Here is a 22,684-nt window from a genome sequence, read left to right as displayed (position 1 = left end):
CCGGCGATTCCGACTTTATCAGAATCTTTTCGGCCGAGCTAATCGGCTTCTTGATTCGGATGAATCGAAAGGCTCTGCGGAAATTTGATTTCCGCGAGCAAGAGAGACATTAACTGTCGCGACCCGGTCTTGTCCAACTCGGGGCAACCGTTCAAATCTACCTCCCCACTCGAACCGTGTCAAAGGTTTTTGTGGGCGAGGGAGACACTAGCAGGTCAGCAGGGCCGTACGCACATCGCGCAGCAGCCAGTGCCTACGGGAAAGCCGACGGCGGCGATTCCAGGTGTTCGAGTTCGATGCCGGGGGCCGAGAGAACGACGTCTCCAGCGATGTGGACCGCGTACTGCTCACCGGTGTCCAGGGCGCTGACCTGGTACTCGTCCACCAACAAGGGGCCGTTGTCAGTGGCATGCGCTTCACTCTTCACCAGCGCCCAGGACCGGTCGACGGTACGGGGGGCCAGGACCGGGTCGGTGAAAGCGACGAGGCGGACACGCATGGCGGGGGAACCGGGGGTGAGGCCGAGCAGACGAGCTGTGGCGACGAGGAACGCGGGGGACGTGCCGGCGAAGGCATGGGCGGGGGCGTTGCCCTCGGTGGCGTGGGTTCCCGTGGGGTCCGTGCGGACCCAGGTGACGCCGTCCACGGCGGCGCCGCGCACCTGCCAGCTCGCGGCGTGGAGTTCGAGACGGATGGGACGGCCGAGTTCGTCGATGGCCAGATCGACGGAGCCGGCGTGATCACCGGAGGGGGCGGTGGTCTGGGAGACGTAGCGCCAGCCGGACGGGCCTGGCGCGCAGTGGAAGTGTTCTTCACCGAGGGGGGTGTGGTCGTGCAGATCATGGAGCGAATAGCGGCCGCGGGGCATGGGGTCCTTGGGTCTTTCTGAGGCCGGTACGAGGCAGGCCCCCGACACGGGGGTGCGGGGGCCTGCCTGGTACCTACTGCTGACCTGACACCTGGTGCTGACTGCACTCAGTGCCTACTCCTGATCGGCGCCTACTGCCGACAGTGCGTAGGAGGGTGGATCAGTAGCGGTAGTGGTCCGACTTGTACGGGCCCTCGACCTCGACGCCGATGTAGGCGGCCTGCTCGGGGCGGAGCGTCGTGAGCTTCACTCCCAGGGCGTCCAGGTGGAGGCGGGCGACCTTTTCGTCGAGGTGCTTGGGAAGCACGTAGACGTCGGTCGGGTACTCAGAGGGCTTGGTGAACAGCTCGATCTGGGCCAGCGTCTGGTCCGCGAACGAGTTGGACATCACGAACGACGGGTGGCCGGTCGCGTTGCCCAAGTTCAGCAGGCGGCCCTCGGAGAGGATGATCAGCGTCTTGCCGTCGGCGAACGTCCAGGTGTGGACCTGCGGCTTGACCTCATCCTTGACGATGCCCGGGATCTTGGCCAGGCCGGCCATGTCGATCTCGTTGTCGAAGTGGCCGATGTTGCCCACGATGGCCTGGTGCTTCATCTTGGCCATGTCCGTGGCCATGATGATGTCCTTGTTGCCGGTCGTGGTGACGAAGATGTCGGCGAGGGAAACGACATCGTCGAGGGTCGAGACCTGGAAGCCGTCCATGGCCGCCTGCAGGGCACAGATCGGGTCGATCTCGGTGATGATCACCCGGGCGCCCTGGCCGCGCAGGGACTCCGCGCAGCCCTTGCCCACGTCGCCGTAGCCGCAGACGACCGCGACCTTGCCGCCGATGAGGACGTCCGTGGCGCGGTTGATGCCGTCGATCAGGGAGTGACGGCAGCCGTACTTGTTGTCGAACTTGGACTTGGTGACCGCGTCGTTGACGTTGATCGCCGGGAAGAGGAGCTGCCCGTCGCGCTGCATCTCGTACAGACGGTGGACACCGGTCGTGGTCTCCTCGGTGACACCGCGGATCTCGGACGACAGCTGGGTCCACTTCTGCGGGTTCTCACCGAGGGTGCGGTTGAGGAGCTTGAGGATGTAGCTGTACTCCTCGCTGTCCGCGGTGGCCGGGTCCGGGGCGGCTCCGGCCTTCTCGAACTCGACGCCCTTGTGGACGAGGAGGGTGGCGTCGCCACCGTCGTCGAGGATCATGTTCGGGCCGCCGGTGGGGGTGTTCGGCCAGGTCAGCGCCTGCTCCGTGCACCACCAGTACTCTTCGAGCGTTTCGCCCTTCCAGGCGAAGACCGGGACGCCCGCAGGGGCCTCCGGGGTGCCCTTGGGCCCGACCGCGATGGCCGCGGCGGCGTGGTCCTGGGTGGAGAAGATGTTGCAGGAGGCCCAGCGGACCTCGGCGCCGAGGGCGACCAGGGTCTCGATCAGGACCGCCGTCTGCACCGTCATGTGCAGCGAACCGGTGACACGGGCTCCGGCCAGCGGCTGCGTCGCTGCGTACTCCTTGCGGATCGACATCAGACCGGGCATCTCGTGCTCGGCGAGAGTGATCTCCTTGCGCCCGAAGGCGGCCAGGGAAAGGTCTGCGACCTTGAAGTCCTGGGTGATGGCGTCGGTCGTCATACGAGCTGCTCCTCGGAAGATGGGTCGAGGGTGTACGGGCTGGATGCTGCGGCGACGGGCGTGAAGGCACAGGAATGCCCGAGCGCTCGCGGCGCAGTCCGTCGGAGGCCCTCTCTCCCTCGGCCGGTCCGCAGCGCGGACCGCCCGACCGCCATCAGCAGCGACGTCTGGCTCCGGTCGAATCTACACCGATCGGCCCAGCGGGCCCCAGCCCGCCCGGGGCGGATCGGCCAAGTTGTGGGGGATTCCCTGGGCGGGCGAACGGTGTCCTGGTGCGGCGCGGGTACGGCCCCGTCCCCCGTGATCAGTGGGCCGGCGTCGGCGTGGGGCCGCCCGGTGTTGCCGCCGGGTTGTTCCCTGCCGCGGCTTCCGCCTCGCTGTAGATGTCCGGTTCCAGGTAGATCACCCGCGCGATCGGGACGGCGGCACGGATACGGGCCTCCGCGGCGTCGATCGCGTCGGCCACCTCGGTTGCCGTGTCGTCGTGCTGGACCGCGATCTTGGCGGCGACCAGCAACTCCTCGGGACCGAGGTGGAGCGTACGCATGTGGATCACGGCGGTGACGGTGTCGTGGTCGACGATGGCTTCCTTGATCTTGTCGACCTCCTCGGCGCCCGCCGACTCACCCAGCAGCAGCGACTTGGTCTCCGCCGCCAGGACAAGCGCGATGAGGATCAGCAGCGTGCCGATGCAGAGCGTGCCGATGCCGTCCCAGACCCCGTTGCCCGTCCCGACGGCCAGTCCGACACCGGCCAGCGCCAGCACCAGACCGATCAGCGCGCCGAAGTCTTCGAGCAGCACGACCGGCAGCTCGGGAGCCTTGGCGCGGCGGATGAACTGGGACCAGGAAATGTCGCCGCGGGTCTGGTTGGACTCCTTGATCGCCGTACGGAAGGACAGGCCCTCCGCGATGACCGCGAAGACCAGGACGCCCACCGGCCAGTACCAGTTGTCCAGCGAATGCGGGTGCTTGACCTTCTCGTAGCCCTCGTAGACCGCGAACATGCCACCGACCGAGAAGAGCACGATCGAGACGAGGAACGCGTAGATGTACCGCTCCCGGCCGTAGCCGAAGGGGTGTTGGGGGGTGGCCTCGCGCTGGGCCTTCTTGCCGCCGAGCAGCAGCAGTCCCTGGTTGCCGGAGTCGGCGAGCGAGTGGACGCTTTCGGCAAGCATCGACGACGAGCCACTGAAGAGGAACGCCACGAACTTAGCTACCGCGATCGCGAGGTTGGCGCCGAGCGCCGCCACGATCGCCTTGGTTCCACCTGACGCACTCATGGGTGGACGTGTTCCCTTCGTCGGTGCCGCGGCCTTGGTGCCGCTATTCGGCCGCACATTGTCGCATCAGGCCACGACGGTCGCGCGAAAGACCGTGCCCGGTCCCGTCAGCTCGACGGTTTCGCCCGCCGGGACGAACACCGACCTGCCGGGTGCGAGGGCGAGTTCGCCCGCCCAGGGGGTGCCTGCCGTGCAGAGCAGGATCTGGGCGGTGGCGTCCGGGAGCCGGACCGGTGCGGACCCTTCGGAGCGTACGTAGCGGGAGAGCCGGAACTCGTCGATCGGGGTGTCGTACAACTCCTCGCCGTCCGGCGCCGCCTCGGGGCGCAGGATGCCCGGATCGGTCGCCTCGAAGCGCACGATGCGGAGCAGTTCGGGGACGTCGACGTGCTTCGGGGTCAGTCCGCAGCGCAGCACATTGTCCGAGTTCGCCATGATCTCGACACCCAGGCCGTTGAGGTAGGCGTGCGGGATGCCCGCTCCGAGGAACAGTGCCTCACCCGGCTGCAGCTGTACGTAGTTGAGCAGCATCGCTGCGATGACGCCCGGGTCGCCCGGGTAGTGGTGGGCGATCGACGCGTACGGGGCGAGGGCACCGCCGAGGCGTTCGGCAGCGGCGGCGGCCTCGGTGACCGTCGCCTTCATCTCGGTGGGATCCGCGGTCAGAACGGCCGTCAGGACCTCGCGCAGGGCCGCCTCCTCGGGGCGCGCGCGCAGGATGTCCACGTACGGTTCGAGCGAGTCCACTTCGAGGGACGCGAGCAGATCGGCGGACTCGGCGGGCGTACGGAACCCGCAGAGGCCGTCGAACGGGGTGAGGGCGCAGATCAGTTCGGGCTTGTGGTTGGCGTCCTTGTAGTTCCGGTGCGGGGCGTCGATCGGGACGTGCCGGCGTTCCTCGTCCGCGTAGCCCTCCTTCGCCTGTGCGAGGTCGGGGTGCACCTGGAGGGAGAGCGGTGCGCCGGCCGCCAGGAGCTTGAGGAGGAACGGCAGGCGCGGGCCGAACTTCTCGACGGCCGGGGTGCCCAGTTCGGCCTCGGGGTCCGCGTCGATGACCGCCGACAGCGCGTGGTCGCCGGTGCCGCGGTCGATGCGGGACGGGGCTCCGGGGTGGGCCCCCAGCCACATTTCCGCCTGCGGTTCGCCGGTGGGGGCGATGCCGAGGAGGGTCGGGATGGCGGTCGTCGAGCCCCAGGCGTAAGGGCGCACGGTGTTGGCTAGGCGGTCCATGTGGCTACTTTCCGGGTTGCTTCGGTGGGGCAGACGAGGTGAATGGGGCAGCTGGGGTGTGGGTGGCTGTTGAGGTCACCCCGGGGGCGACGAGCGGGTCGTTGACAGGCCGTTGGCCGGGTTGTCGACCGGGCGCGCCAGCCGGACTGTCGACCGCGGGCCCAGGTGTTCGGATCGGGTGGAGCGGGTTCCCGCGCCGCCGGTCAGGCCGAGGCGAGGGCCAGGTAGGCGGCGGCGAAGTCCGTGACCGCGAGGAGCTCGGCGAGAGCTTCGAGTTCGCTGCCCTCCTCCGGTTCGAGTTCGCTGATCGGCGTGTCCTGGGCGAGGGCGATCTCGCGGGCCGCGGGCGCAGCGGTCAGGCCGCCCGCCGGGCGGTCCCGGAGCAGGACCACGCGGGCGTGCAGCGCCTGCGGGTCGTCCACCCGGTCGCGGAAGAAGTCCTCGGGGTCGGCGTCGCCCGCGAACGGTCCGACGAGCAGAGCGCCGTGCGAGGGGAGCGCCTCGGGCAGTTCGGCGGCCAGCGCGGGCCGCCCTGCCAGCTCGGTCAGTACGGCCGCGAAGCGGCGGCCGGCCGGCGCCGCGGCCGTGCCCTCCGTCCAGATGAGCGGCAGGGAGTCGGCGAGTTCGGAGGCGAGGGTCTTGGCCGGGTTGTTGTAGGTCGCGACGGCCGGGCCGCAGCGTTCCGCCGTGCTGTCGAGGCGGTCGGCCAGGTGCTGGAGGGTCTCGGGCGGTGCGCCGACCAGGCCCACGCGGTCGAGCAGGACCAGCAGCGGGGTGAGCAGCGCCCACAGGGCGCCGGGGCCGACCGCGGTGAACGGCACCTCGGCCCCCTCCTCGTACGGAGCCGTCGCCATCGGTACGACAAGGCCGTGCGCCCCGTCGACCGCCGTGGTCAGCGGGGTGCGGCGCGGCGCGACGGCGACGACGGTGCAGCCCCGGCGGTACGCCTGCTCGGCGAGGAGCGCGAGGCCCGGTTCCGTACCGTCCGCGGTGGCGATGAGCAGCAGGTCCACCGGGCCCGCCCAGCCGGGGAGCGCCCAGCGCAGCGCGCCCGCGGCCGGGGCCACGCCGGTCGGGCGCAGCCGGGTGACCGGAGCGGCGGCCCCGGCCAGTGCGGCCACCACATCGGCCACACCGGTCGCGGCGGCGCCGGCTCCCGCGACGAGTACGGCTCGGGGTCGGCCCTCCGGTTCCAGGTCCGCGAGGCCCGCTTCGGCGGCGAGCCGGGCGGCGGTACGGACGCGGGCTCCGGCCTCGGCTGCGCCGCGGAGGAGTCCGCGGCGGTCGGCTCGTGCCAGGGCTTCCGGGGCGTCGAGCAACGACTCGTCGAGCATCGGGGTCTGCCTCCGATTCGCCTTGCGTGTAGGGGCGCGGGTGTACGGGAGCGTGGAGTGCGGGGTGTGACCGGGGCGGTTCCGCGGGCGTACGCCGGGTGGGGTTACGCGGGGCGGCGGGCCTCGTCGACGAGGAGTACGGGGATGCCGTCCCGCACGGGGTACGCGAGGCCGCATTCCTTACCGGTGCAGATCAGCTCGGGGTTCTCCTCGGCCGCCGACCGGTCGTCGAACGGTGCGTGGCAGACGGGGCAGGCAAGGATCTCCAGGAGACCGGCTTCGAGCGGCATGGGGTGGTCCCTTCGAACATACGGTTTGGGCCAGGTCAGCGTACCGCCGGGTCGGGGTGGCCGCGGGGCACCGGGGCGGTTCGGGGGCGCCCCGGCGGACGGACCCGCGCCCGGCGGTCGCCCCGGACCGGGGGCCGCCCGTCCCGCCGCTGCTCCGGGCGCCCCTCGCGGGCGGGCCGGTCAGGCATCCCCGCGCACCAGCCGCAGCACCTCGTCCCGCACCTTCGCCATCGTGGCCGGTTCCCGGGCCTCCACGTTCAGTCGCAGCAGCGGCTCGGTGTTGGAGGGGCGGAGGTTGAACCACCAGTCGGCCGAGGTCACGGTGAGGCCGTCCAGGTCGTCCAGGGTGACGCCGTCCAACTGCTCGTACGTCTCTCGCACCCGCGCCGTGGTCGCCGTCTGGTCGGTGACGGTGGAGTTGATCTCGCCCGAGCCGGTGTAGCGGTCGTACTGGGCGACCAGGTCGGAGAGGGTGCCGGGCTGGGTGCCCAGGGCCGCCAGGACGTGCAGGGCGGCGAGCATCCCGGTGTCCGCGTTCCAGAATTCCTTGAAGTAGTAGTGGGCCGAGTGCTCGCCGCCGAAGATCGCGCCGGTGCCGGCCATCTGCTGCTTGATGAAGGAGTGGCCGACCCGGGTGCGCACCGGGGTGCCGCCGTTCTCGCGGACCACCTCGGGGACGGACCAGGAGGTGATCAGGTTGTGGATCACGGTGCCGCCGGGGTGCTTGGCCAGCTCGCGGGCGGCCACCAGGGCCGTGATGACCGACGGGGACACGCCCTCGCCGCGCTCGTCGACGACGAAGCAACGGTCCGCGTCGCCGTCGAAGGCCAGGCCCAGGTCGGCGCCCGTCTCGCGGACCTTCGCCTGGAGGTCCACCAGGTTGGCCGGGTCCAGGGGGTTGGCCTCGTGGTTGGGGAAGGTGCCGTCCAGCTCGAAGTACAGCGGGACCACTTCGAGCGGGAGCGGTGCCAGGACGGTGGGGACCGTGTGCCCGCCCATGCCGTTGCCCGCGTCCACGACGACCTTCAGCGGGCGGATCGCCGAGAGGTCGACCAGGGAGAGGAGGTGGGCCGCGTACTCCTTCAACGTGTCGCGTTCGGTGACGGTTCCCGCGGTGGCCGCAGCGGCCGGGGCGCCCGTCGCCGACCATGTCTCGACCAGCGTCCGGATCTCCGTCAGCCCGGTGTCCTGTCCCACCGGCGAGGCTCCGGCCCGGCACATCTTGATGCCGTTGTACCGGGCGGGGTTGTGCGAGGCGGTGAACATCGCTCCGGGCAGGTCGAGTTGGCCGGAGGCGAAGTACAGCTGATCCGTCGAGCACAGGCCGATGAGCGTGACGTCGGCGCCACGGGACGCGGCCCCGCGCGCGAAGGCTCCGGACAGGCCGGGGGACGAGGGGCGCATGTCGTGGCCGACGACGATCGCCGATGCGTCCGTCACCTGTACGAAGGCGGCGCCGAAGAGTTCGGCCAGTGACTCGTCCCACTGATCGGGCACGACCCCCCGTACGTCGTACGCCTTCACGACCTGCGACAAATCGACAGCACCAGCCACGTCGGTCCTCCTGAATTCCATTACGGGGCACTCAAACTACCCGTAAGGATGAGAAACACGGCGTCAACCGGAACGGCCCGTCGGCCCGTCAGGCCGGTGGGTTCCACGGCCCGGAACCCGTCGGCCCGTCAGGCCGGTGGGTTCCACGGCCCGGAACCCGTCGGCCCGTCAGGCCGGTGGGTTCCACGGCCCGGTGGGCCCGCTCAGGATTCCGGTGAGCGCAGTACCCGGAGATGGCCGCGGCGGCCGGCCTCGACCGGGTTGGCGGAGCGGGCGGTGCTGCCGGGCTCGGGGGTGCGCTCGTGCGGCCGGGCGGCTTCCCGTACGGCGTTGGCGAGGGCTTCGAGATCGTCACCGCTGGGCCGGGCGGGGGCGGAGCCGTCGGTGAGACGGACGACCTCCCAGCCGCGCGGAGCGGTCAGCCGCTCACTGTGCTCGGCGCACAGGTCGTAGCAGTGGGGCTCGGCATAGGTGGCGAGCGGGCCGAGGACCGCGGTCGAGTCGGCGTAGACGTACGTCAGCGTCGCGACGGCAGGGCGGCCGCACGCAGTGCGAGAACAGCGACGTACAGGGCTCACGGTATGGGACGGTACCGCACTCTTGAGCGGGCCGCGACGACACGCCCCGGCGTCACTCCTCCGTGTCGTGGCCCGATCCGCACCCCGGTCCCTTTCGGGGCAACTCGCTTGACCTGCACGGGTACAGACGCACACAGCCAGTGACTGACCGGATGCGGTCGTGGCGGCGGTGACATCCAGTCACTCGCAGCGAAATCTCCGATCGGAAGTCGCCGGAGAGCCGATCGCGAACATGTCCGGAATGACCATTCCGCGACATGGCGAGAACGGCCCGGCCGTCGGGCTCGCCGTGCCCCGGGGAGGGCTACCCTGCGTCAGTGATGGACAACTCCCTACCGCCCCCGCCCGCCGAGCCCCGGCCGCGCCGTCGCGACCGGCACGGCCGGGGAATGCGCGGGCCCGTCGCCCCGCCCCAGGTTCCGCTCTCCACCAGTCGCGCGGATTCCTTCCGCGATCTGGTGCAGGACTCCGTGGAGCGCCTCGAACGCCGCTGGCCGCAGCTGGCCGAGGTCGATTTCCTGGTGCTGGACGTGCCCCGTACCGAGATCGGCGACGACCCCGACTCGTGGCCCAGCGATGTGTCCGTCCCGCTCGGCAACGCGATCTCGGCTGAAAAGAACCGGCCCGCGCAGATCGTCGTCTACCGGCGGCCCGTCGAGATCCGTACCAAGAACCGCGACGAGCGGGCACTGCTGGTGCACGAGATCGTCGTCGAGCAGGTGGCCGAACTGCTCGGCCTGGCGCCGGAGTCGGTCGATCCGCGGTACGGGCAGGACTGACCTTCCGGACGGCCTTCCCCTCTGGCCTTCCCGACGGGCCGCCCGCGGCGCGGGCGGCCGTTCACCCCGGCTCCCAGGCCGTGTACGGCCTAGTTGCCGAGCAGCGTCAGGTCCTGCTTCGCCTGCGGTACCGAGACCGTCCCCCGGTCGTCGGGGAGGGTCTGCACGGTGAACATCGGGACGCCGTCGAGGGGGAGTTCGAGCGTGCGCGCCGCGTAGACCTGGCCGCCGCCCGGCTCGGGCTCCACCGTCAGCGCGTACGAACCCTTGAGCCCGGCCGGTACTTCGGGCTTCACCGCGAGCGTCGTCCCGCCCTTGACCGTGTACGTCTTGACGACCGGCTGCCCGCCTTCGCTGCCCGCCGACGACGTGACCTTCACCTTCGCCGTGGCGAACGGCGCGGCCAACGAGAGCACCGAGCCCTTGGAGCGGTTGTCGGCCACCGAGGACCGCTCCCCCACCGCCGCGGTCGCCGGGATGAAGGCGACCTCCTGCTTGGTTCCCTTGCCGCGCACCACGCGCAGGGCGGCCACCACGGGCGCCTTGCCGTTGCCGGACTGGGAGAGCACCAGCGATCCCGCGGCGCCCCGGGTGACGTCCGCCAGGTCGGCGGCGGCGGTCATGCCCGACTTGAGGTGCAGTGTCTCGTGGCCCGCCGGGGTGATCGTGCCGTCGGCGGCGGCCAGTTGGACCTTCAGGTCCACGTCGTCCGAGCCGGGTGTGAAGGCCACCAGCCGTACGGAGGTGGCGTCCGCGGGGATGCCGGGGAGCACCAGCCTGCGCGCCGGGGCGGCCGACGCGGGAATCCAGTCGCTGCCGAGCTTGTCGTCCATGGACTGCACCACCGCGCCGACCCGGCCGGTACGGGTGGTGACATGGGCGGTGAGGTTCTCGGTGGGGTGGGGCGCGAGCGTCGAGAGCAGCACGGGGACCGTCGACCTGGCCGGAACCGTGATGCCCTCCCCCACATCGGACTTGATGACGCCGTCCTTGCCGTACAGCTCGATGTCGACGACGGCCGCGCTGTCGTCCGGGTTGGTGAGGTGGACGTAGTCCTGACGGCCGGTGGACGTGCCGGCGCCGGGGAACCAGAAGTCCGTGTCGGGCGGCGTGCAGTTGGTGCCGAGCACTCCGCGCGAGCCGCCGACGTCGACGGTCGTGGTCTGCTGGGCGGTCCAGCCGGGAGCCAGCAGGCCGTCGGCCGAGCCGATGAGGGCCGGGGAGTCACCGCCCGATTCCTTGTCGGTGACCGGCTTGCCGGGCTCCTTGAGCGACACGACGGGCTTCTCCGTGCCCGCCGGTCCGCCCTTCTTGCCCTTCTCGGGCTTCTTCGCGTCCGTCCCGGGGCCGGTCACGGACGGCAGCAGCTGGGCGGTACCGGCCGCTCCGCCGCCCTTCCCCGCCGGGGTGAAGGCGGTGTACGTCGTCTCCGCCACGTCGGAGGTGCTGGGCACGGGACAGACCAGGCTGGAGCGCTCGACGGGCAGCCGCGCGGCTGTCTTCGCCCCGGCCGTGCTGCCCGACGGGGCGCTGACGGAGGCGAATCCGGTGACGGCCGCGAGGGCGGCGACGGCCGCGGCGAGGGCGAGGGCGGTGCGGTTCACTGGTTGCTCCCGTCGGGGCGGTGCTCGGTCTCGTCGGGGTACGGCTGCTGCCGGGGCTGCCGGCCGTAGCCGTAGGGGTCGTACTCGCCTTCCTGCGGCGCCTGTTGCGGGTACGGGTCGTACTGCTGCCCGTCCTGGTACTGGCCGTCCTGGTGACCTTCCTGGTACTGGCCGTCCTGGTACTGACCGCCGTGGGCCTGCTGCCCGTCCTGGTACGGCTCGTTGCCGTACTGCGCGTCGGGGTACCGGCCTTCGGCGTACTGACCGTCCGGGAACCGGCCACCCTGGAACTGACCGTCCTGGTACTGCTCGTTCCGGTACTGCTCACCGGCGTACTGACCGCCCGCGTACTGACCGGCCGGCGGGTACGCCGGCTGGTCCCACTCGCCGTATGCGGGCTGCTGCGGTACGTCGGCCCCGTACTGCGGCGCGAAGTCGCCCTCTGCCGCGGGCATCCCGGGCTTCTCCTCGTCCGGCTCGGCGGGCCGGTACGGATCGTCCGCCGCGGGCTCGGGCAGGGGTTGCGCCCCGGCCGGTGCCGCGCCGTCCGTCTCGTCCTCCGCGCCCGCTTCGGCCTCCGCCTGGGCCGCGGCACGCAGCCGTCGTGCCCGGCGTCCCTCGCCCGCCACCGGCTCCGCGGGTACGGGGAGTTCCTCCTCGGGGAGATCGTCGTCGATCTCCTTGCGGCGGCCGGGCAGGGCGAGCACCAGCAGGACGATCACGAGGACCACCTGGGCCCAGGTCCACAGGGTGTGGGTGAACGGCTGGTCGTACGTGACGTCGAGCTTCCCGCCCTGGGTGGGGAGTTCGAAGCCCTGGGCCCAGCCGTCGACCGTCGTCCTGGTGAGGGCGCGGCCGTCCAGGGTGGCCGTCCAGCCCGGCGCCACGGAGTCGGCGATCCGCAGGACGCGGCCCGACGTGCCCGCCGGGACCGTGGTGTGGATGTCCACCGGGCCCGCTGCCACGGACATCGGTTCGGCGGCGTCGGCCTCGCCACCGGACGCGGTCGTCGACGTGCCCGGGATGATGGTGGCCCGTGCGACCTGCCGGTCGACGCGCCACAGGGCGCTGCCGTCCAGCTGGCTCAGCCTGCTCAGCCCCGGTGTGGCGTCCAGTACCCGGCTCATGGCGGGCGGCGCGCCGTCGCGGACCAGCAGGTAGCGGATCGCGTACCCGCTGAGCTGGTCGGACTGGTCGGCGCCGGAGCCCGCGACCAGACCGGCCACGATCTTGTCGAGCCGGGGGCTGTCGCCGCCCGCGCGGGCCAGCTCGGCGTCGCCGAGCCTGCCGCCGGAGCCGCGTACCAGCGTGTACGAGACCTCCGCGTCGGACTTCCCGCCGAGGATCAGGGTGCGGGCCTGGTCGCGGGTGCCGCTCTCCTCGGCGACGAACGCCGGTACCTGCACCGGGTCGCGCCGCTCCAGCGGCCCGTCCGCACCGCTGGCCATCCATCCGAAGGCGGCGATCAGGGGGGCGACGAGGGCCGCGACGGCGATCAGCCCGGCGACCGGCTGGCGCCAGCCGAAGCTCTGGGTGGCGACGCGTCCGCGCGCGCCCTCCGCGCCGAGCACGGCCGCGGCGAGCAGGGCGATGCCGTAGACGAGCGTGGCGGGACCGGCCCAGCCCGCGTTGTTGGCGAGGACGGAGAAGACCAGCCCGACCAGGGCCACGGCCCAGGCGCCGCGGATCGCGAACTGCCGTTCCCCGCGCAGCAGGGCCGCCAGTGCGGCGAGCACCACGCCGATCAGCAGTACGCCGCCCGCGGTCTTCGGCCCGCCGGGGCTCATCCCCAGCAGGTCGAGCGCGGAGGCGGAGCCCTTGCCGAACTCCATGCCCGCCTCGCGGAAGAAGTCCGACGGGCTCGACAGCAGGGAGAGCGACCAGGGCGCGAGCACCAGCAGGGGGGTGCCGACGAGCGCGAGGAAGCGCAGTCCGTACGCCACGAGGTCGTCGCGCCGCAGCGCCAGGACGGCGATCCCCAGGACCACGGCGAGCGGCCACACGATCGGGGTGAAGGCCATGGCGAGGGTCAGCAGGAAGGTGTACGCCCAGACCGCGCGCCAGCTTCCGCGCGCACCGCGCAGTCCGGCGGCGGACACGGCGCAGCGGGCGATCAGCGGCAGCAGGACCGCCAGTACGGCCGTCCCGACCCGGCCGGACGCCAGTGCGCCGGTCGCGGCGGGCAGGAAGGCGTACGCGACGCTGCCCCAGGCCCGCAGCAGGCGGGAGCCGGTGAGCGGGCGGGAGACGAAGTACGCGGTGAGCCCGGCCAGCGGCACGGAGCAGACCAGCAGCAGGGTGAGGGCCAGCCCGACGTGTCCGAGGAGGACGGCGGAGAGCGCGGCGATGATCCCGAGGTACGGCGGGGCGGACTGTGTGCCGCCGGTGCCGAAGGGGTGCCACACGTCGGCGTACCGGTTCCACAGCTCCGACACGTGCTCGGGCGCGGGCAGCAGTGCGCCGCCCGCGAGTGCGCCTGCGCCGAGCAGCGCCCGGCAGGCGACGAGCGACACCACGAGGAGCACGGCGAACAGCACGGGGCCCGGTTTGCGCGCGATCCGCTTCAGCCGGGCGAACTGCTCGATCTCCAGGAAGTCGGCGTCGTCACCGCCCGGACCGGATTCGACGGCGCCGTGCCGCGATCCGGCTTCCGCGTCGGTGCTGCCGCCGAAGTGTCCGACGACCTGTTCGGCGGTGGCCTTGACGGTGGCGCCGGGCGGCGGGAAGAGCGGGCGCAGTTCGCTCGCGTCGACCGTTCCGCTGCCGCGTCTGCGCCGCCCGGCCAGGATCCGCTCGGGACGCAGCAGGGTGCCCACCAGCCCGGCGACCTCGTCGAGCGCCTGTCCCGGCGCCTTGCCGACGAGGTAGGCGACCACTCGCATCAGGGTGCCGAGGACCAGCCGCAGCATGACGTACGGGAGGCCCCTGCCCCGGGTGTTGGTGAGCAGGGTGTAGACGGCGCCCGCTTTGTCGACGCGGTGCGGGTTGGCGACGGAGCGTCCGACACAGTCGATGGGCCTGCGTTCGCGGGCCGATGCCTCCGCATGGCGCAGTACGGCGTCGGGGGCGACCACGACCCGGTGGCCGGCGGCGTGCGCACGCCAGCACAGGTCGACGTCGTCGCGCATGAGCGGCAGCCTGCGGTCGAAGCCGCCCAGCTCCTCCCAGACGTCCCGCCTGATGAGCATGCCCGCGGTCGACACGGACAGTACGGAGCGCACCTGGTCGTGCTGTCCCTGGTCCTGCTCACGGCGGTCGAGACCGGTCCAGCGCCGACCGCTGTTGGCGATCGAGACGCCGACTTCGAGCAGTTGCTTACGGTCGTACCAGCCGCGGAGCTTGGGGCCGACGACGGCGGCGTGCGGGTCGTTCTCCACGACGCGCAGCAGTTCGGCGAGTGCGTCGGGGTCGGGCGCGCAGTCGTCGTGCAGCAGCCAGAGCCACTGCACCGGTTCGCCGTGCGGCAGTTCGGGCAGGTCGTAGGTGTCGTCGCGCCAACTGCGGCTCACCGGGTCCCAGCCGCTGGGCCGCTTCAGGTACGGCAGTTCCTCGGGGCCGAGGACGCCTGCTGTACGGACCGCCTCGTCGACGGCGGTGCCGAAGCCGGTGCGGCGGGCGAGGTGCAACACCCGCTCCGCGCCGAGCGCTTCGGTGACCAGGCCCGCCGACGCGTCGGCGCTGCCGGTGTCGGCCGCGACGACGTTCTGTACGGGCCGCTCCTGCCCGAGCAGTCCGGCCAGCGCGTCGGGCAGCCAGCGGGCGCCGTCGTGGGAGACGAGCACGGCGGTGACGACGTGCCGCGGGAACTCTGGTGGGTGGGCGGAAGCGAACGCAGGCGTTGCGGCCTCGTAAGGGGCCGTCGATTGGCTGTGCACGGACATCGAGGTACGGGCCCCTCCGGCCGGGGTCCGGGGGTCGTTCTCCCCCGGAAGGCGCTGTGCGGATGCGGTGGACGCACGCGCCCCGTGGGGACGTTGGTGCATCGCGGACGGGGCCCCACACTAACGGCTGCCTCGGACAGCGGTCCGCCGCCCGTCGTCGGGGGACGGGCGGCGGACCGGTTGCTCCGTACCGACCTGTGTCGGTCTTGTGCCGTTTAGGCGATCAATTCATGTGGCCAAGTGACTAGACAGCAGCCTTTTTCAGCCGCCTGCGTTCACGCTCGGACAGACCGCCCCAGATGCCGAATCGCTCGTCGTTGGCGAGGGCGTACTCAAGGCACTCGGACCGGACCTCGCAGGCGAGGCAGACCTTCTTGGCCTCACGGGTGGAACCGCCCTTCTCGGGGAAGAAGGACTCGGGGTCGGTCTGGGCGCACAGTGCACGCTCCTGCCAGCCGAATTCCTCATCCGCGTCCTCGACCAGCAGTTGCTGGAACAGCTCGGTCATGTGCGCCCCTTGTCCGTCTTTGCGTCCCCGTGTTGCTGTCGCTACCGATTTCGGCCGAACGACACGAGTGAAATTACAAGTGTGTGGATACGGGCCAGTCAAGCCGAGATCTGCTATTGGGCCCCTTATTCACTCTGCGGAACCAAGGCTATGCGGAAAGTGTTCAAATCACTAAAAACCTGACACATGCCACTGGCCCATACCCACGCCCCCTCCTGGAGAGAGACTCCGCCGAGGTCGGTCCCGTTACGCCCTGCGCTCCGAAGCGATTCAGATCACAGTCCGATTACGAGGCCGTCGCGACGTTTGCGACGGGGCTTGCTGCGCCACATCTCCGCAACACTCCGAGAGCAAACCTCCCGCCGGGCGGAGTAACCGGATGAGGTGAATCATTACCGCCATATCGGTCATTGAGTTGACAGTCGGAACGCGAGCCGTTCTCCTAGACCTCATGCCAGCGACCGCAGCGTTCTCCGCGACCCACGCCCGTGGGTTCCGTAGCGCTGTCCAGGCGTGCTGTTGCTGTTCCAGCTGTTGATGCCTCCGCGCTCCAGCGTCTCTCCGCAGTCCTGACTGCTTGCTCCGCACGTCACGTTCCGTACGTTCTGCACATTTCTGCGACACCCCAGCACTTCACTGCCGAGGAACCCCCGCATCATGAACAGCGACAGCGACCTCCAGATCGCCGGCGACATCCTCGCCGTCCAGCACCTGCTCCAGCCCGCCCGCGAGCACCCGGCCACCGTGGCCGAGTTCGCCGGACTCGCGCGCTCCCTCGCCGCCGACCGCGGCCGGTGGCAGCACCTCGTCAGGTACGACGCCGTCTCGCGCTGGTACCACCGGCTGCACGAGGGGCCCGGGTACGAGGTCTGGCTGCTGAGCTGGGTTCCCGGTCAGGGCAGCGGACTGCACGACCACGGTCCGTCGTCCGGTGTGCTCACGGTCCTCGACGGCCGGCTGACCGAACGCACCGAGCGCGGCAGGCACACACTGACCGCGGGCGCGCAGCGGGTCTTCGCACCCGGCTACGCCCATGAGGTCGTCAACGACTCCCTGGAGCCCGCGGTCAGCCTGCACGTGTACTACCCGGGCCTGACCACGATGCCGATGCACAGCCCGCAGTGCGCCCCGGTCGCCGTCGCCACCTGACAGGCCCGCCCGGTCCCCCGGCCACCACCCCTCATCCGATGAGGCTCCGCCTGACACACTGTCTTCATGCGCATTGTGGTTCTGGCCGGAGGCATCGGTGGTGCCCGATTCCTGCGTGGCCTCAAGCAGGCCGCGCCTGACGCGGACATCACCGTCATCGGCAACACCGGTGACGACATTCATCTGTTCGGGTTGAAGGTCTGCCCCGACCTCGACACGGTGATGTACACCCTGGGCGGTGGCATCGACGAGGAACAGGGCTGGGGGCGTACCGACGAGTCCTTCACCGTCAAGAGCGAACTCGCCGCGTACGGCGTGGGACCCGAGTGGTTCGGCCTCGGCGACCGTGACTTCGCGACGCACATCGTCCGTACCCAGATGCTCGGCGCGGGCTATCCGCTGAGCGCGGTCACCGAGGCGCTGTGCGAGCGGTGGCAGCCCGGCGTGCGGCTCATCCCCATGTCCGACGACCGCGTCGAGACGCATGTCGCCGTCGATGTCGACGGCGAGCGCAAGGCCGTCCACTTCCAGGAGTACTGGGTGCGGCTGCGGGCCTCGGTCGAGGCGCAGGCCGTCGTGCCGGTGGGCGCCGAACAGGCCAAGCCCGCGCCGGGCGTCCTCGAAGCCATCGCCGCCGCCGACGTGATCCTCTTCCCGCCGTCCAACCCGGTGGTCTCGGTCGGCACCATCCTGTCGGTGCCCGGGATACGCGAGGCGATCGCCGACGCGGGGGTACCGGTCGTCGGGCTCTCGCCCATCGTCGGGGACGCACCCGTGCGCGGGATGGCCGACAAGGTTCTCGCCGCGGTCGGCGTCGAGTCCACGGCCGCGGCGGTCGCCGAGCACTACGGCTCGGGTCTGCTGGACGGCTGGCTGGTCGACACCGTCGACGCCGCGTCGGTGGCCAGGGTCGAGGAGGCGGGCATCCGTTGCCGGGCCGTGCCGCTGATGATGACCGATCCGGACACCACCGCGGCGATGGCCCGCGAGGCGCTCGCCCTGGCCGAGGAGGTGCGGGTGTGACGTCCTACCGCGTCTGGGCCGTACCCGGGCTGCCCGAGGTGCAGCCCGGCGACGATCTCGCGAAGCTGATCGCCGGGGCGGCGCCGGAGTTGACGGACGGCGATGTCGTCCTCGTCACCTCCAAGATCGTCTCGAAGGCCGAGGGCCGCATCGTGCAGGCCCAGGACCGCGAGGCGGCGATCGACGCGGAGACGGTACGGGTGGTGGCGCGGCGCGGCGCCCTCCGGATCGTCGAGAACAAGCAGGGCCTGGTGATGGCCGCCGCCGGTGTCGATGCCTCCAACACCCCTGCCGGGACCGTGCTGTTGCTGCCGGAGGACGCCGACAGTTCGGCGCGGGTCATCCGCCGGGAGCTGCGGGACACGCTGGGCGTCGAGGTGGGCGTCGTCGTCACGGACACCTTCGGGCGTCCCTGGCGCAACGGCCTCACCGATGTGGCGATCGGGGCCGCCGGGGTGCGGGTGCTCGACGACCTGCGCGGCGGCCAGGACGCGTACGGCAATCCGCTCAGCGCCACCGTCGTCGCCACCGCCGATGAACTGGCCGCCGCGGGCGACCTGGTGAAGGGCAAGGCGGCGGGCCTGCCGGTCGCCGTGGTGCGCGGCCTGCCGCACGTCGTCACGGCTCACGGCGAGGGCGAAGGGGAGGACCAGGACGGAGGTGCCCGTGCGATGGTGCGGGTCGCCGCCGACGACATGTTCCGGCTCGGTACGTCCGAGGCGGTAAGGGAAGCGGTCACCCAGCGGCGTACCGTCCGTGAGTTCACCGACGATCCGGTGGACCCGGGCGCGGTGCGCCGCGCGGTCGCGGCGGCCGTCACCGCCCCGGCCCCGCACCACACCGCCCCGTGGCGTTTCGTACTCCTGGAGTCCGCGGAGTCGCGCACCCGGCTGCTCGACGCGATGCGGGACGCCTGGATCGAGGACCTGCGGCGCGACGGCAAGTCGGAGGAGTCCGTCGCCAAGCGGGTGCGCCGCGGTGAAGTACTGCGGCGGGCACCGTACTTGGCGGTGCCCTGCATGGTGCTGGACGGCTCGCACACCTACGGGGACCCCCGGCGGGACGCGGCGGAGCGCGAGATGTTCACCGTGGCGACCGGTGCGGGCGTGCAGAACTTCCTGGTGGCGCTGGCGGGTGAGCGGCTGGGATCGGCGTGGGTCTCCTCGACGATGTTCTGCCGGGACGTGGTGCGCGAGGTGCTGGGGCTGCCTGCGGAGTGGGAGCCGATGGGGGCGGTGGCGATCGGACGTCCGGCGGGTGCTCCTGCGGAACGGGCCGAGCGGGACGTGGAGGGGTTCATCGCGGTGCGGTGAGCTTGGAGCGGGGCGGCGCCTGTGTTTCGGGGCTCCGCCCCGCACCCCGCTCCTCAAACGCCGGAGGGGCTGATTCCAGTCCCCCCCCGGCAGGGCTGGAATGTGACCTCACAGCCGCGCGATGTCCGTCCGTGGCATCTTCGGTACCCGCCTCCCCGGCACCCGCCCCGTCAGCAGGATCAGCCGGACCGCGCGGTGGCGCTGGCCCGCGTACGGTTCCAGGAGTTCCAGCATCCCGTCGTCGTCGACGCCCCGGCGGCCCGTCAGCGCGTAGCCGACGATTCCCGGCAGATGCAGGTCGCCGACCGTCACCGCGTCCGGTGCTCCGACGGCGCGCTGGAGCGTTTCCGCCGAGGTCCAGGGGCCGATGCCGGGGATCAGTTCCAGTCGGCGGGCGGCCTCGGCCGGGGGCATCGTCGCCGCTTCCTCCAGCCGGCGCGCCACCCGGACCGCCCGCAGGATCGTCGACGCGCGTTTGTTGTCGACGCCCGCGCGGTGCCACTCCCAGGACGGGATGAGCGCCCAGGTGCGCGGGTCGGGCATGACATGCATGTGTGCGGGGGCCGGACCGGGCGCCGGTGCGCCGAATTTACGGAGCAGCAGGCGCCAGGCCCGGTAGGCCTCGTCGACCGTGACCTTCTGCTCCAGGACCGACGGGATCAGCGACTCCAGGACCAGACCGGTGCGGCAGAGCCGCAGCTGCGGGCGGCGCCGGTGCACGTCGGCGACCAGCCGGTGGCGCGGTACGAACGCGGACGGGTCGTCCAGTTCGCCCAGCAGCGCGGGCAGCCGGTCCAGCAGCCAGTCGGCGCCCGGACCCCAGCCCTCGGCGCCGTCCGCGGTGATCCGCAGCGTGCCGGGTCCTTCGGGAGTCAGGCTGGCCCGCCACACCGCGCCGTCCGGCGTCATCCGGTACGTGGGGTCCCACGGGCCACGGCGGAGCACCCCGAGGACCAGGGCGAGGTCGACGGGGCCGCTCCTCGCGATGAAACGTCCTGCCACCCCGTAGAGGCTACTGGTCGGACGAGAAACGCACGGAACCGTCCGGCAGGACCGCCCCGCACCAGATCCTTATGCCCGCGCGCAGCTCGTTGTCCGCGCCCACCCGCGCACCGTCCCCGACGACCGCGCCGGTCAGCACCGAGCGGGCGCCGATCCGGGCTCCGGCACCGATCAGCGAATCGGTGATCACCGCACCGGGTTCGACGACCGCGCCGTCCAGGACCGTACTGCCGTCGATCGTGGCCCCGGCGCCGACGACCACGCCCTCGCCGATCGCCGTACCGCCGGTCACCTTGGCGTCCGGGGCGACGGTGGCGCTGTCCAGCACCAGCCGGTCGCCGCAGCGGCCGGGCACGGCGGGGGACGGCGCATGGCCGAGGACCAGGTCGGCCGAACCGCGTACGAAGGCCTGCGGGGTGCCCAGGTCGAGCCAGTACGTCGAGTCGACCATGCCCTGGAGGTGGGCGCCCGAGCGCAGCAGCTGGGGGAAGGTCTCGCGTTCCACCGAGACCGGGCGGCCCGTCGGGATCGTGTCGATGACCGAGCGCGTGAAGACGTAGGCGCCCGCGTTGATCTGGTCGGTGACGATCTCCTCCGGGGTCTGCGGCTTCTCCAGGAAGGCGGTCACCCGGCCGGTGTCGTCCGTCGGGACCAGCCCGAAGGCGCGCGGGTCCTCGACCTTGGTCAGGTGGAGGGAGACGTCCGCGCCCGAGGTCTCGTGGGTGGTGACGAGCGCTTCGATGTCCAGGCCGGTGAGGATGTCCCCGTTGAAGATGAGGACGGGATCACCGGGCTCCGAGCGCAGGCGTCCGGCGACATTGCGGATGGCGCCGCCCGTGCCCAGCGGCTCGACCTCGGTGACGTACTCCAGGTGCAGGCCCAGGGCGGACCCGTCGCCGAAGTGCGGCTCGAAGACCTCGGCGAGATACGAGGTGGCGAGCACGATGTGGTCGATCCCGGCGGCCCGCGCGCGTGCCAACTGGTGGGTGAGGAAGGGGACTCCGGCCGCGGGGACCATCGGTTTGGGCGTGTTGACCGTGAGCGGTCGCAGCCGCGTGCCCTTGCCACCGACCAGGAGAATCGCTTCTGTCACCTTGACGTCTCTGCTTCCTGCTGGGGCGGGCCGTTAGGACCTGTCCTAACCGGCTGGCCAGTGTATGCAGACGGTGAAGGGCCGTTGCGGGCAGGCCGTACGGACCGGTCGGCGGTCCGGCCGTCCGGCGGGCGGGTCAGCGGCCCTGGAGGTCGGCGGCTGCGTCCCGGATCGCGGGGAGTTCCTGGTAGAGGCGCTCCCCGGGGCAGTCGGTCGCGAACCCGTCGCGGTGTCCGGAGATCACATCGAGCTTGACGTCGGTGCCCTTCGGGTAGCGGTTGCCGCCGCCGGACACCAGCGTGGTCCGGCCGCTCGGGTCCGCGCCGGTCAGCCCGAGCTTCCAGGCGCTGAGGTGGGCGAGCGCGCTGACGACGGCCTCGGGCGGATCGGCCGAGGTGAAGGTGCCGAGGACGGCGATGCCGGTGGTGTCCGTGTTGAACCCGAGGGTGTGCGCGCCCATGACGGCCTTGGTCACCCCGCCGGCCCGGCCCTCGTAGATGTTCCCGCACTTGTCGATGACGAAGTTGTAGCCGATGTCCCGCCAGCCGTTGCTCTTCACGTGGTAGCGGTAGATGCTCCGCATGAGCGAGGGCGCCTGTGCGCAGGTGTAGTTGTTGCCGGTCGCCGTGTGGTGCACGAAGGCGGCCTTCACGGTGTTCGTGTAGAGGAACTGGGACTCGCGGATGCTCTCGTCGGCGCCCCAGCCGCTGCGGGTCACGATGCGCGGCCGGGGCCCCACGAAGGTGTCCGCCCGCCGGCCGGTGGAGGCCGCGAGTTCGGCCTCGGTGTCCGCCTTGCTGAGCGCGGGCAGTTCGGTGGGGCCCTCCGGCGCGAGCGCGGGGGTGTCCCCGGATCCGGCGGCCACCCCGGTGTCCCCTTCCTGCCCGGTGTCCGCCGCGGGACCGTTGCCCTCGTCGGCGCCGGACGTCGTGCGGTCGTCCGCGGACTGCTGCGGACCGGGGTCGGGCCCCGGGTCCACGAGGTCCAGCCGCAGGCCCGCGGGCAGCGGGGCGGCCGTGGGCCGTACGGAGGCGCCGCGCACCCCGGTACGCGCCGGGGCGGCGGGCGCGGCGGGGCGTACGCGGACCTGGACGCCGTCCGAGTTGCCCACCCAGAGCGGTGCGGTGGAGCCGTGCACGCCGGGTGCGTCGGCCTCCGCGGTACCGGTGTCGGCGGCGTGGTCGTCGTTGTGGGTCTCGACGTCCTGCCAGCCGGACCAGGCCGTGGAGCCCACGTGCCGGGTGCGGACCTGGACGGTCCCGTCGAGTTCGGCGTGCCGGTCGTTCCAGACCACGCCGAGCAGTGAGAACGGTTTGACGTGCTGCTCGGACAGCTCCGCACCGGCGGTGGCGCCCGCGGACCGGTCGGAGGCGAGCGGGGTGAGCCTCAGCGACCGGGTGGAGCCGGGGACCGCCGTGTCCGGCGTACCGGCGTGCCTGGCGGGGGACGCGGCACCGGCCGGCGCCGCGAACGGGAGAGCGAGCGCGGCGGCGCACGCCACGGCGATCGACGCGGAGAGGACGGAGGCAGACTTATGAGCACGCATAAATACGATGTTGGGCATAGCTGGATAACTCT

At 71.6% G+C, this 22,684-nt stretch carries 18 protein-coding genes; 4 read left to right on the top strand and 14 right to left on the bottom strand.

What is annotated here, in order from left to right:
* Positions 1 to 253: 253 nt before the first annotated feature.
* From NBY69_RS19010 to NBY69_RS18975, 8 genes are all read right to left on the bottom strand, one after another.
* Entirely contained in the window at positions 254 to 868 is a 615-nt protein-coding gene (locus NBY69_RS19010) for a hypothetical protein (RefSeq protein ID WP_250302209.1), read from the bottom strand.
* Positions 869 to 1,028: 160 nt separating this feature from the next.
* Positions 1,029 to 2,486, bottom strand: a complete 1,458-nt coding sequence (gene ahcY, locus NBY69_RS19005) for an adenosylhomocysteinase (protein WP_250302208.1) — start codon at positions 2,484 to 2,486, stop codon at positions 1,029 to 1,031.
* A gap of 304 nt (positions 2,487 to 2,790) precedes the next feature.
* Positions 2,791 to 3,768, bottom strand: coding sequence for a cation diffusion facilitator family transporter (locus NBY69_RS19000; protein ID WP_250302207.1), 978 nt, complete (start codon positions 3,766 to 3,768; stop codon positions 2,791 to 2,793).
* Between the two features lie 66 nt (positions 3,769 to 3,834).
* Entirely contained in the window at positions 3,835 to 4,998 is a 1,164-nt protein-coding gene (gene manA / locus NBY69_RS18995; RefSeq protein WP_250302206.1) for a mannose-6-phosphate isomerase, class I, read from the bottom strand.
* A gap of 203 nt (positions 4,999 to 5,201) precedes the next feature.
* Positions 5,202 to 6,332: an SIS domain-containing protein gene (locus tag NBY69_RS18990; RefSeq protein WP_250302205.1), complete on the bottom strand. Its 1,131-nt coding sequence runs from the start codon at positions 6,330 to 6,332 to the stop codon at positions 5,202 to 5,204.
* A 104-nt stretch (positions 6,333 to 6,436) separates the two neighbouring features.
* Positions 6,437 to 6,622: a Trm112 family protein gene (locus NBY69_RS18985; protein WP_250302204.1), complete on the bottom strand. Its 186-nt coding sequence runs from the start codon at positions 6,620 to 6,622 to the stop codon at positions 6,437 to 6,439.
* 180 nt (positions 6,623 to 6,802) lie between these two features.
* The gene (locus NBY69_RS18980) at positions 6,803 to 8,176 is read right to left on the bottom strand and encodes a phosphomannomutase/phosphoglucomutase (protein WP_250302203.1); all 1,374 of its coding nucleotides are present in this window, start codon (positions 8,174 to 8,176) and stop codon (positions 6,803 to 6,805) included.
* Positions 8,177 to 8,379: 203 nt separating this feature from the next.
* Positions 8,380 to 8,754 (bottom strand): DUF3499 domain-containing protein, encoded by a 375-nt coding sequence (locus tag NBY69_RS18975; RefSeq protein WP_250302202.1) that lies wholly within the window; start codon positions 8,752 to 8,754, stop codon positions 8,380 to 8,382.
* Between the two features lie 320 nt (positions 8,755 to 9,074).
* On the opposite strand from NBY69_RS18975, the gene NBY69_RS18970 reads away from it, so the two are divergent.
* Positions 9,075 to 9,533: a metallopeptidase family protein gene (locus NBY69_RS18970; RefSeq protein WP_250302201.1), complete on the top strand. Its 459-nt coding sequence runs from the start codon at positions 9,075 to 9,077 to the stop codon at positions 9,531 to 9,533.
* A gap of 89 nt (positions 9,534 to 9,622) precedes the next feature.
* On the opposite strand, the gene NBY69_RS18965 is transcribed toward NBY69_RS18970, so the two are convergent.
* The 3 genes from NBY69_RS18965 to NBY69_RS18955 form a co-directional block, all read right to left on the bottom strand.
* A complete protein-coding gene (locus NBY69_RS18965; RefSeq protein ID WP_250302200.1) occupies positions 9,623 to 11,137 on the bottom strand; it encodes a DUF5719 family protein in 1,515 nt (504 codons plus the stop codon).
* Positions 11,134 to 15,018, bottom strand: a complete 3,885-nt coding sequence (locus NBY69_RS18960; protein ID WP_250302199.1) for a glycosyltransferase — start codon at positions 15,016 to 15,018, stop codon at positions 11,134 to 11,136. Before NBY69_RS18960 ends, NBY69_RS18965 begins: the two co-directional genes overlap by 4 nt.
* A 244-nt stretch (positions 15,019 to 15,262) precedes the next feature.
* The gene (locus NBY69_RS18955) at positions 15,263 to 15,526 is read right to left on the bottom strand and encodes a WhiB family transcriptional regulator (protein WP_164266780.1); all 264 of its coding nucleotides are present in this window, start codon (positions 15,524 to 15,526) and stop codon (positions 15,263 to 15,265) included.
* A gap of 657 nt (positions 15,527 to 16,183) precedes the next feature.
* On the opposite strand from NBY69_RS18955, the gene NBY69_RS18950 reads away from it, so the two are divergent.
* The 3 genes from NBY69_RS18950 to NBY69_RS18940 all read left to right on the top strand — a co-directional run bounded on the left by NBY69_RS18950 (position 16,184) and on the right by NBY69_RS18940 (position 19,011).
* Positions 16,184 to 16,675, top strand: a complete 492-nt coding sequence (locus NBY69_RS18950; RefSeq protein ID WP_250302198.1) for a cysteine dioxygenase family protein — start codon at positions 16,184 to 16,186, stop codon at positions 16,673 to 16,675.
* Positions 16,676 to 16,741: 66 nt separating this feature from the next.
* Positions 16,742 to 17,698, top strand: coding sequence for a 2-phospho-L-lactate transferase (cofD, locus tag NBY69_RS18945; protein ID WP_250302197.1), 957 nt, complete (start codon positions 16,742 to 16,744; stop codon positions 17,696 to 17,698).
* Complete coding sequence (locus tag NBY69_RS18940) at positions 17,695 to 19,011, top strand: coenzyme F420-0:L-glutamate ligase (RefSeq protein ID WP_250302196.1); 1,317 nt, start codon at positions 17,695 to 17,697, stop codon at positions 19,009 to 19,011. The genes cofD and NBY69_RS18940 overlap by 4 nt, the downstream gene beginning before the upstream one ends.
* A gap of 108 nt (positions 19,012 to 19,119) precedes the next feature.
* Here NBY69_RS18940 and NBY69_RS18935 read toward each other — a convergent pair whose 3' ends face one another.
* From NBY69_RS18935 to NBY69_RS18925, 3 genes are all read right to left on the bottom strand, one after another.
* Positions 19,120 to 20,013 carry a DNA-3-methyladenine glycosylase gene (locus tag NBY69_RS18935; RefSeq protein ID WP_250302195.1) on the bottom strand — a complete coding sequence of 298 codons (894 nt, stop codon included), beginning with the start codon at positions 20,011 to 20,013 and terminating at the stop codon, positions 19,120 to 19,122.
* A 10-nt stretch (positions 20,014 to 20,023) separates the two neighbouring features.
* Positions 20,024 to 21,106, bottom strand: a complete 1,083-nt coding sequence (locus NBY69_RS18930; RefSeq protein ID WP_250302194.1) for an NDP-sugar synthase — start codon at positions 21,104 to 21,106, stop codon at positions 20,024 to 20,026.
* Positions 21,107 to 21,242: 136 nt separating this feature from the next.
* Positions 21,243 to 22,652, bottom strand: coding sequence for a peptidoglycan recognition protein (locus NBY69_RS18925; protein WP_250302193.1), 1,410 nt, complete (start codon positions 22,650 to 22,652; stop codon positions 21,243 to 21,245).
* Positions 22,653 to 22,684: the final 32 nt, after the last annotated feature.

It is taken from the genome of Streptomyces sp. A 4/2, from assembly GCF_940670765.1.
Taxonomy (GTDB): Bacteria; Actinomycetota; Actinomycetes; order Streptomycetales; family Streptomycetaceae; genus Streptomyces.
Note: the sequence above shows the minus strand (reverse complement) of the source record. Positions and strands in the feature narration are given on the sequence as shown.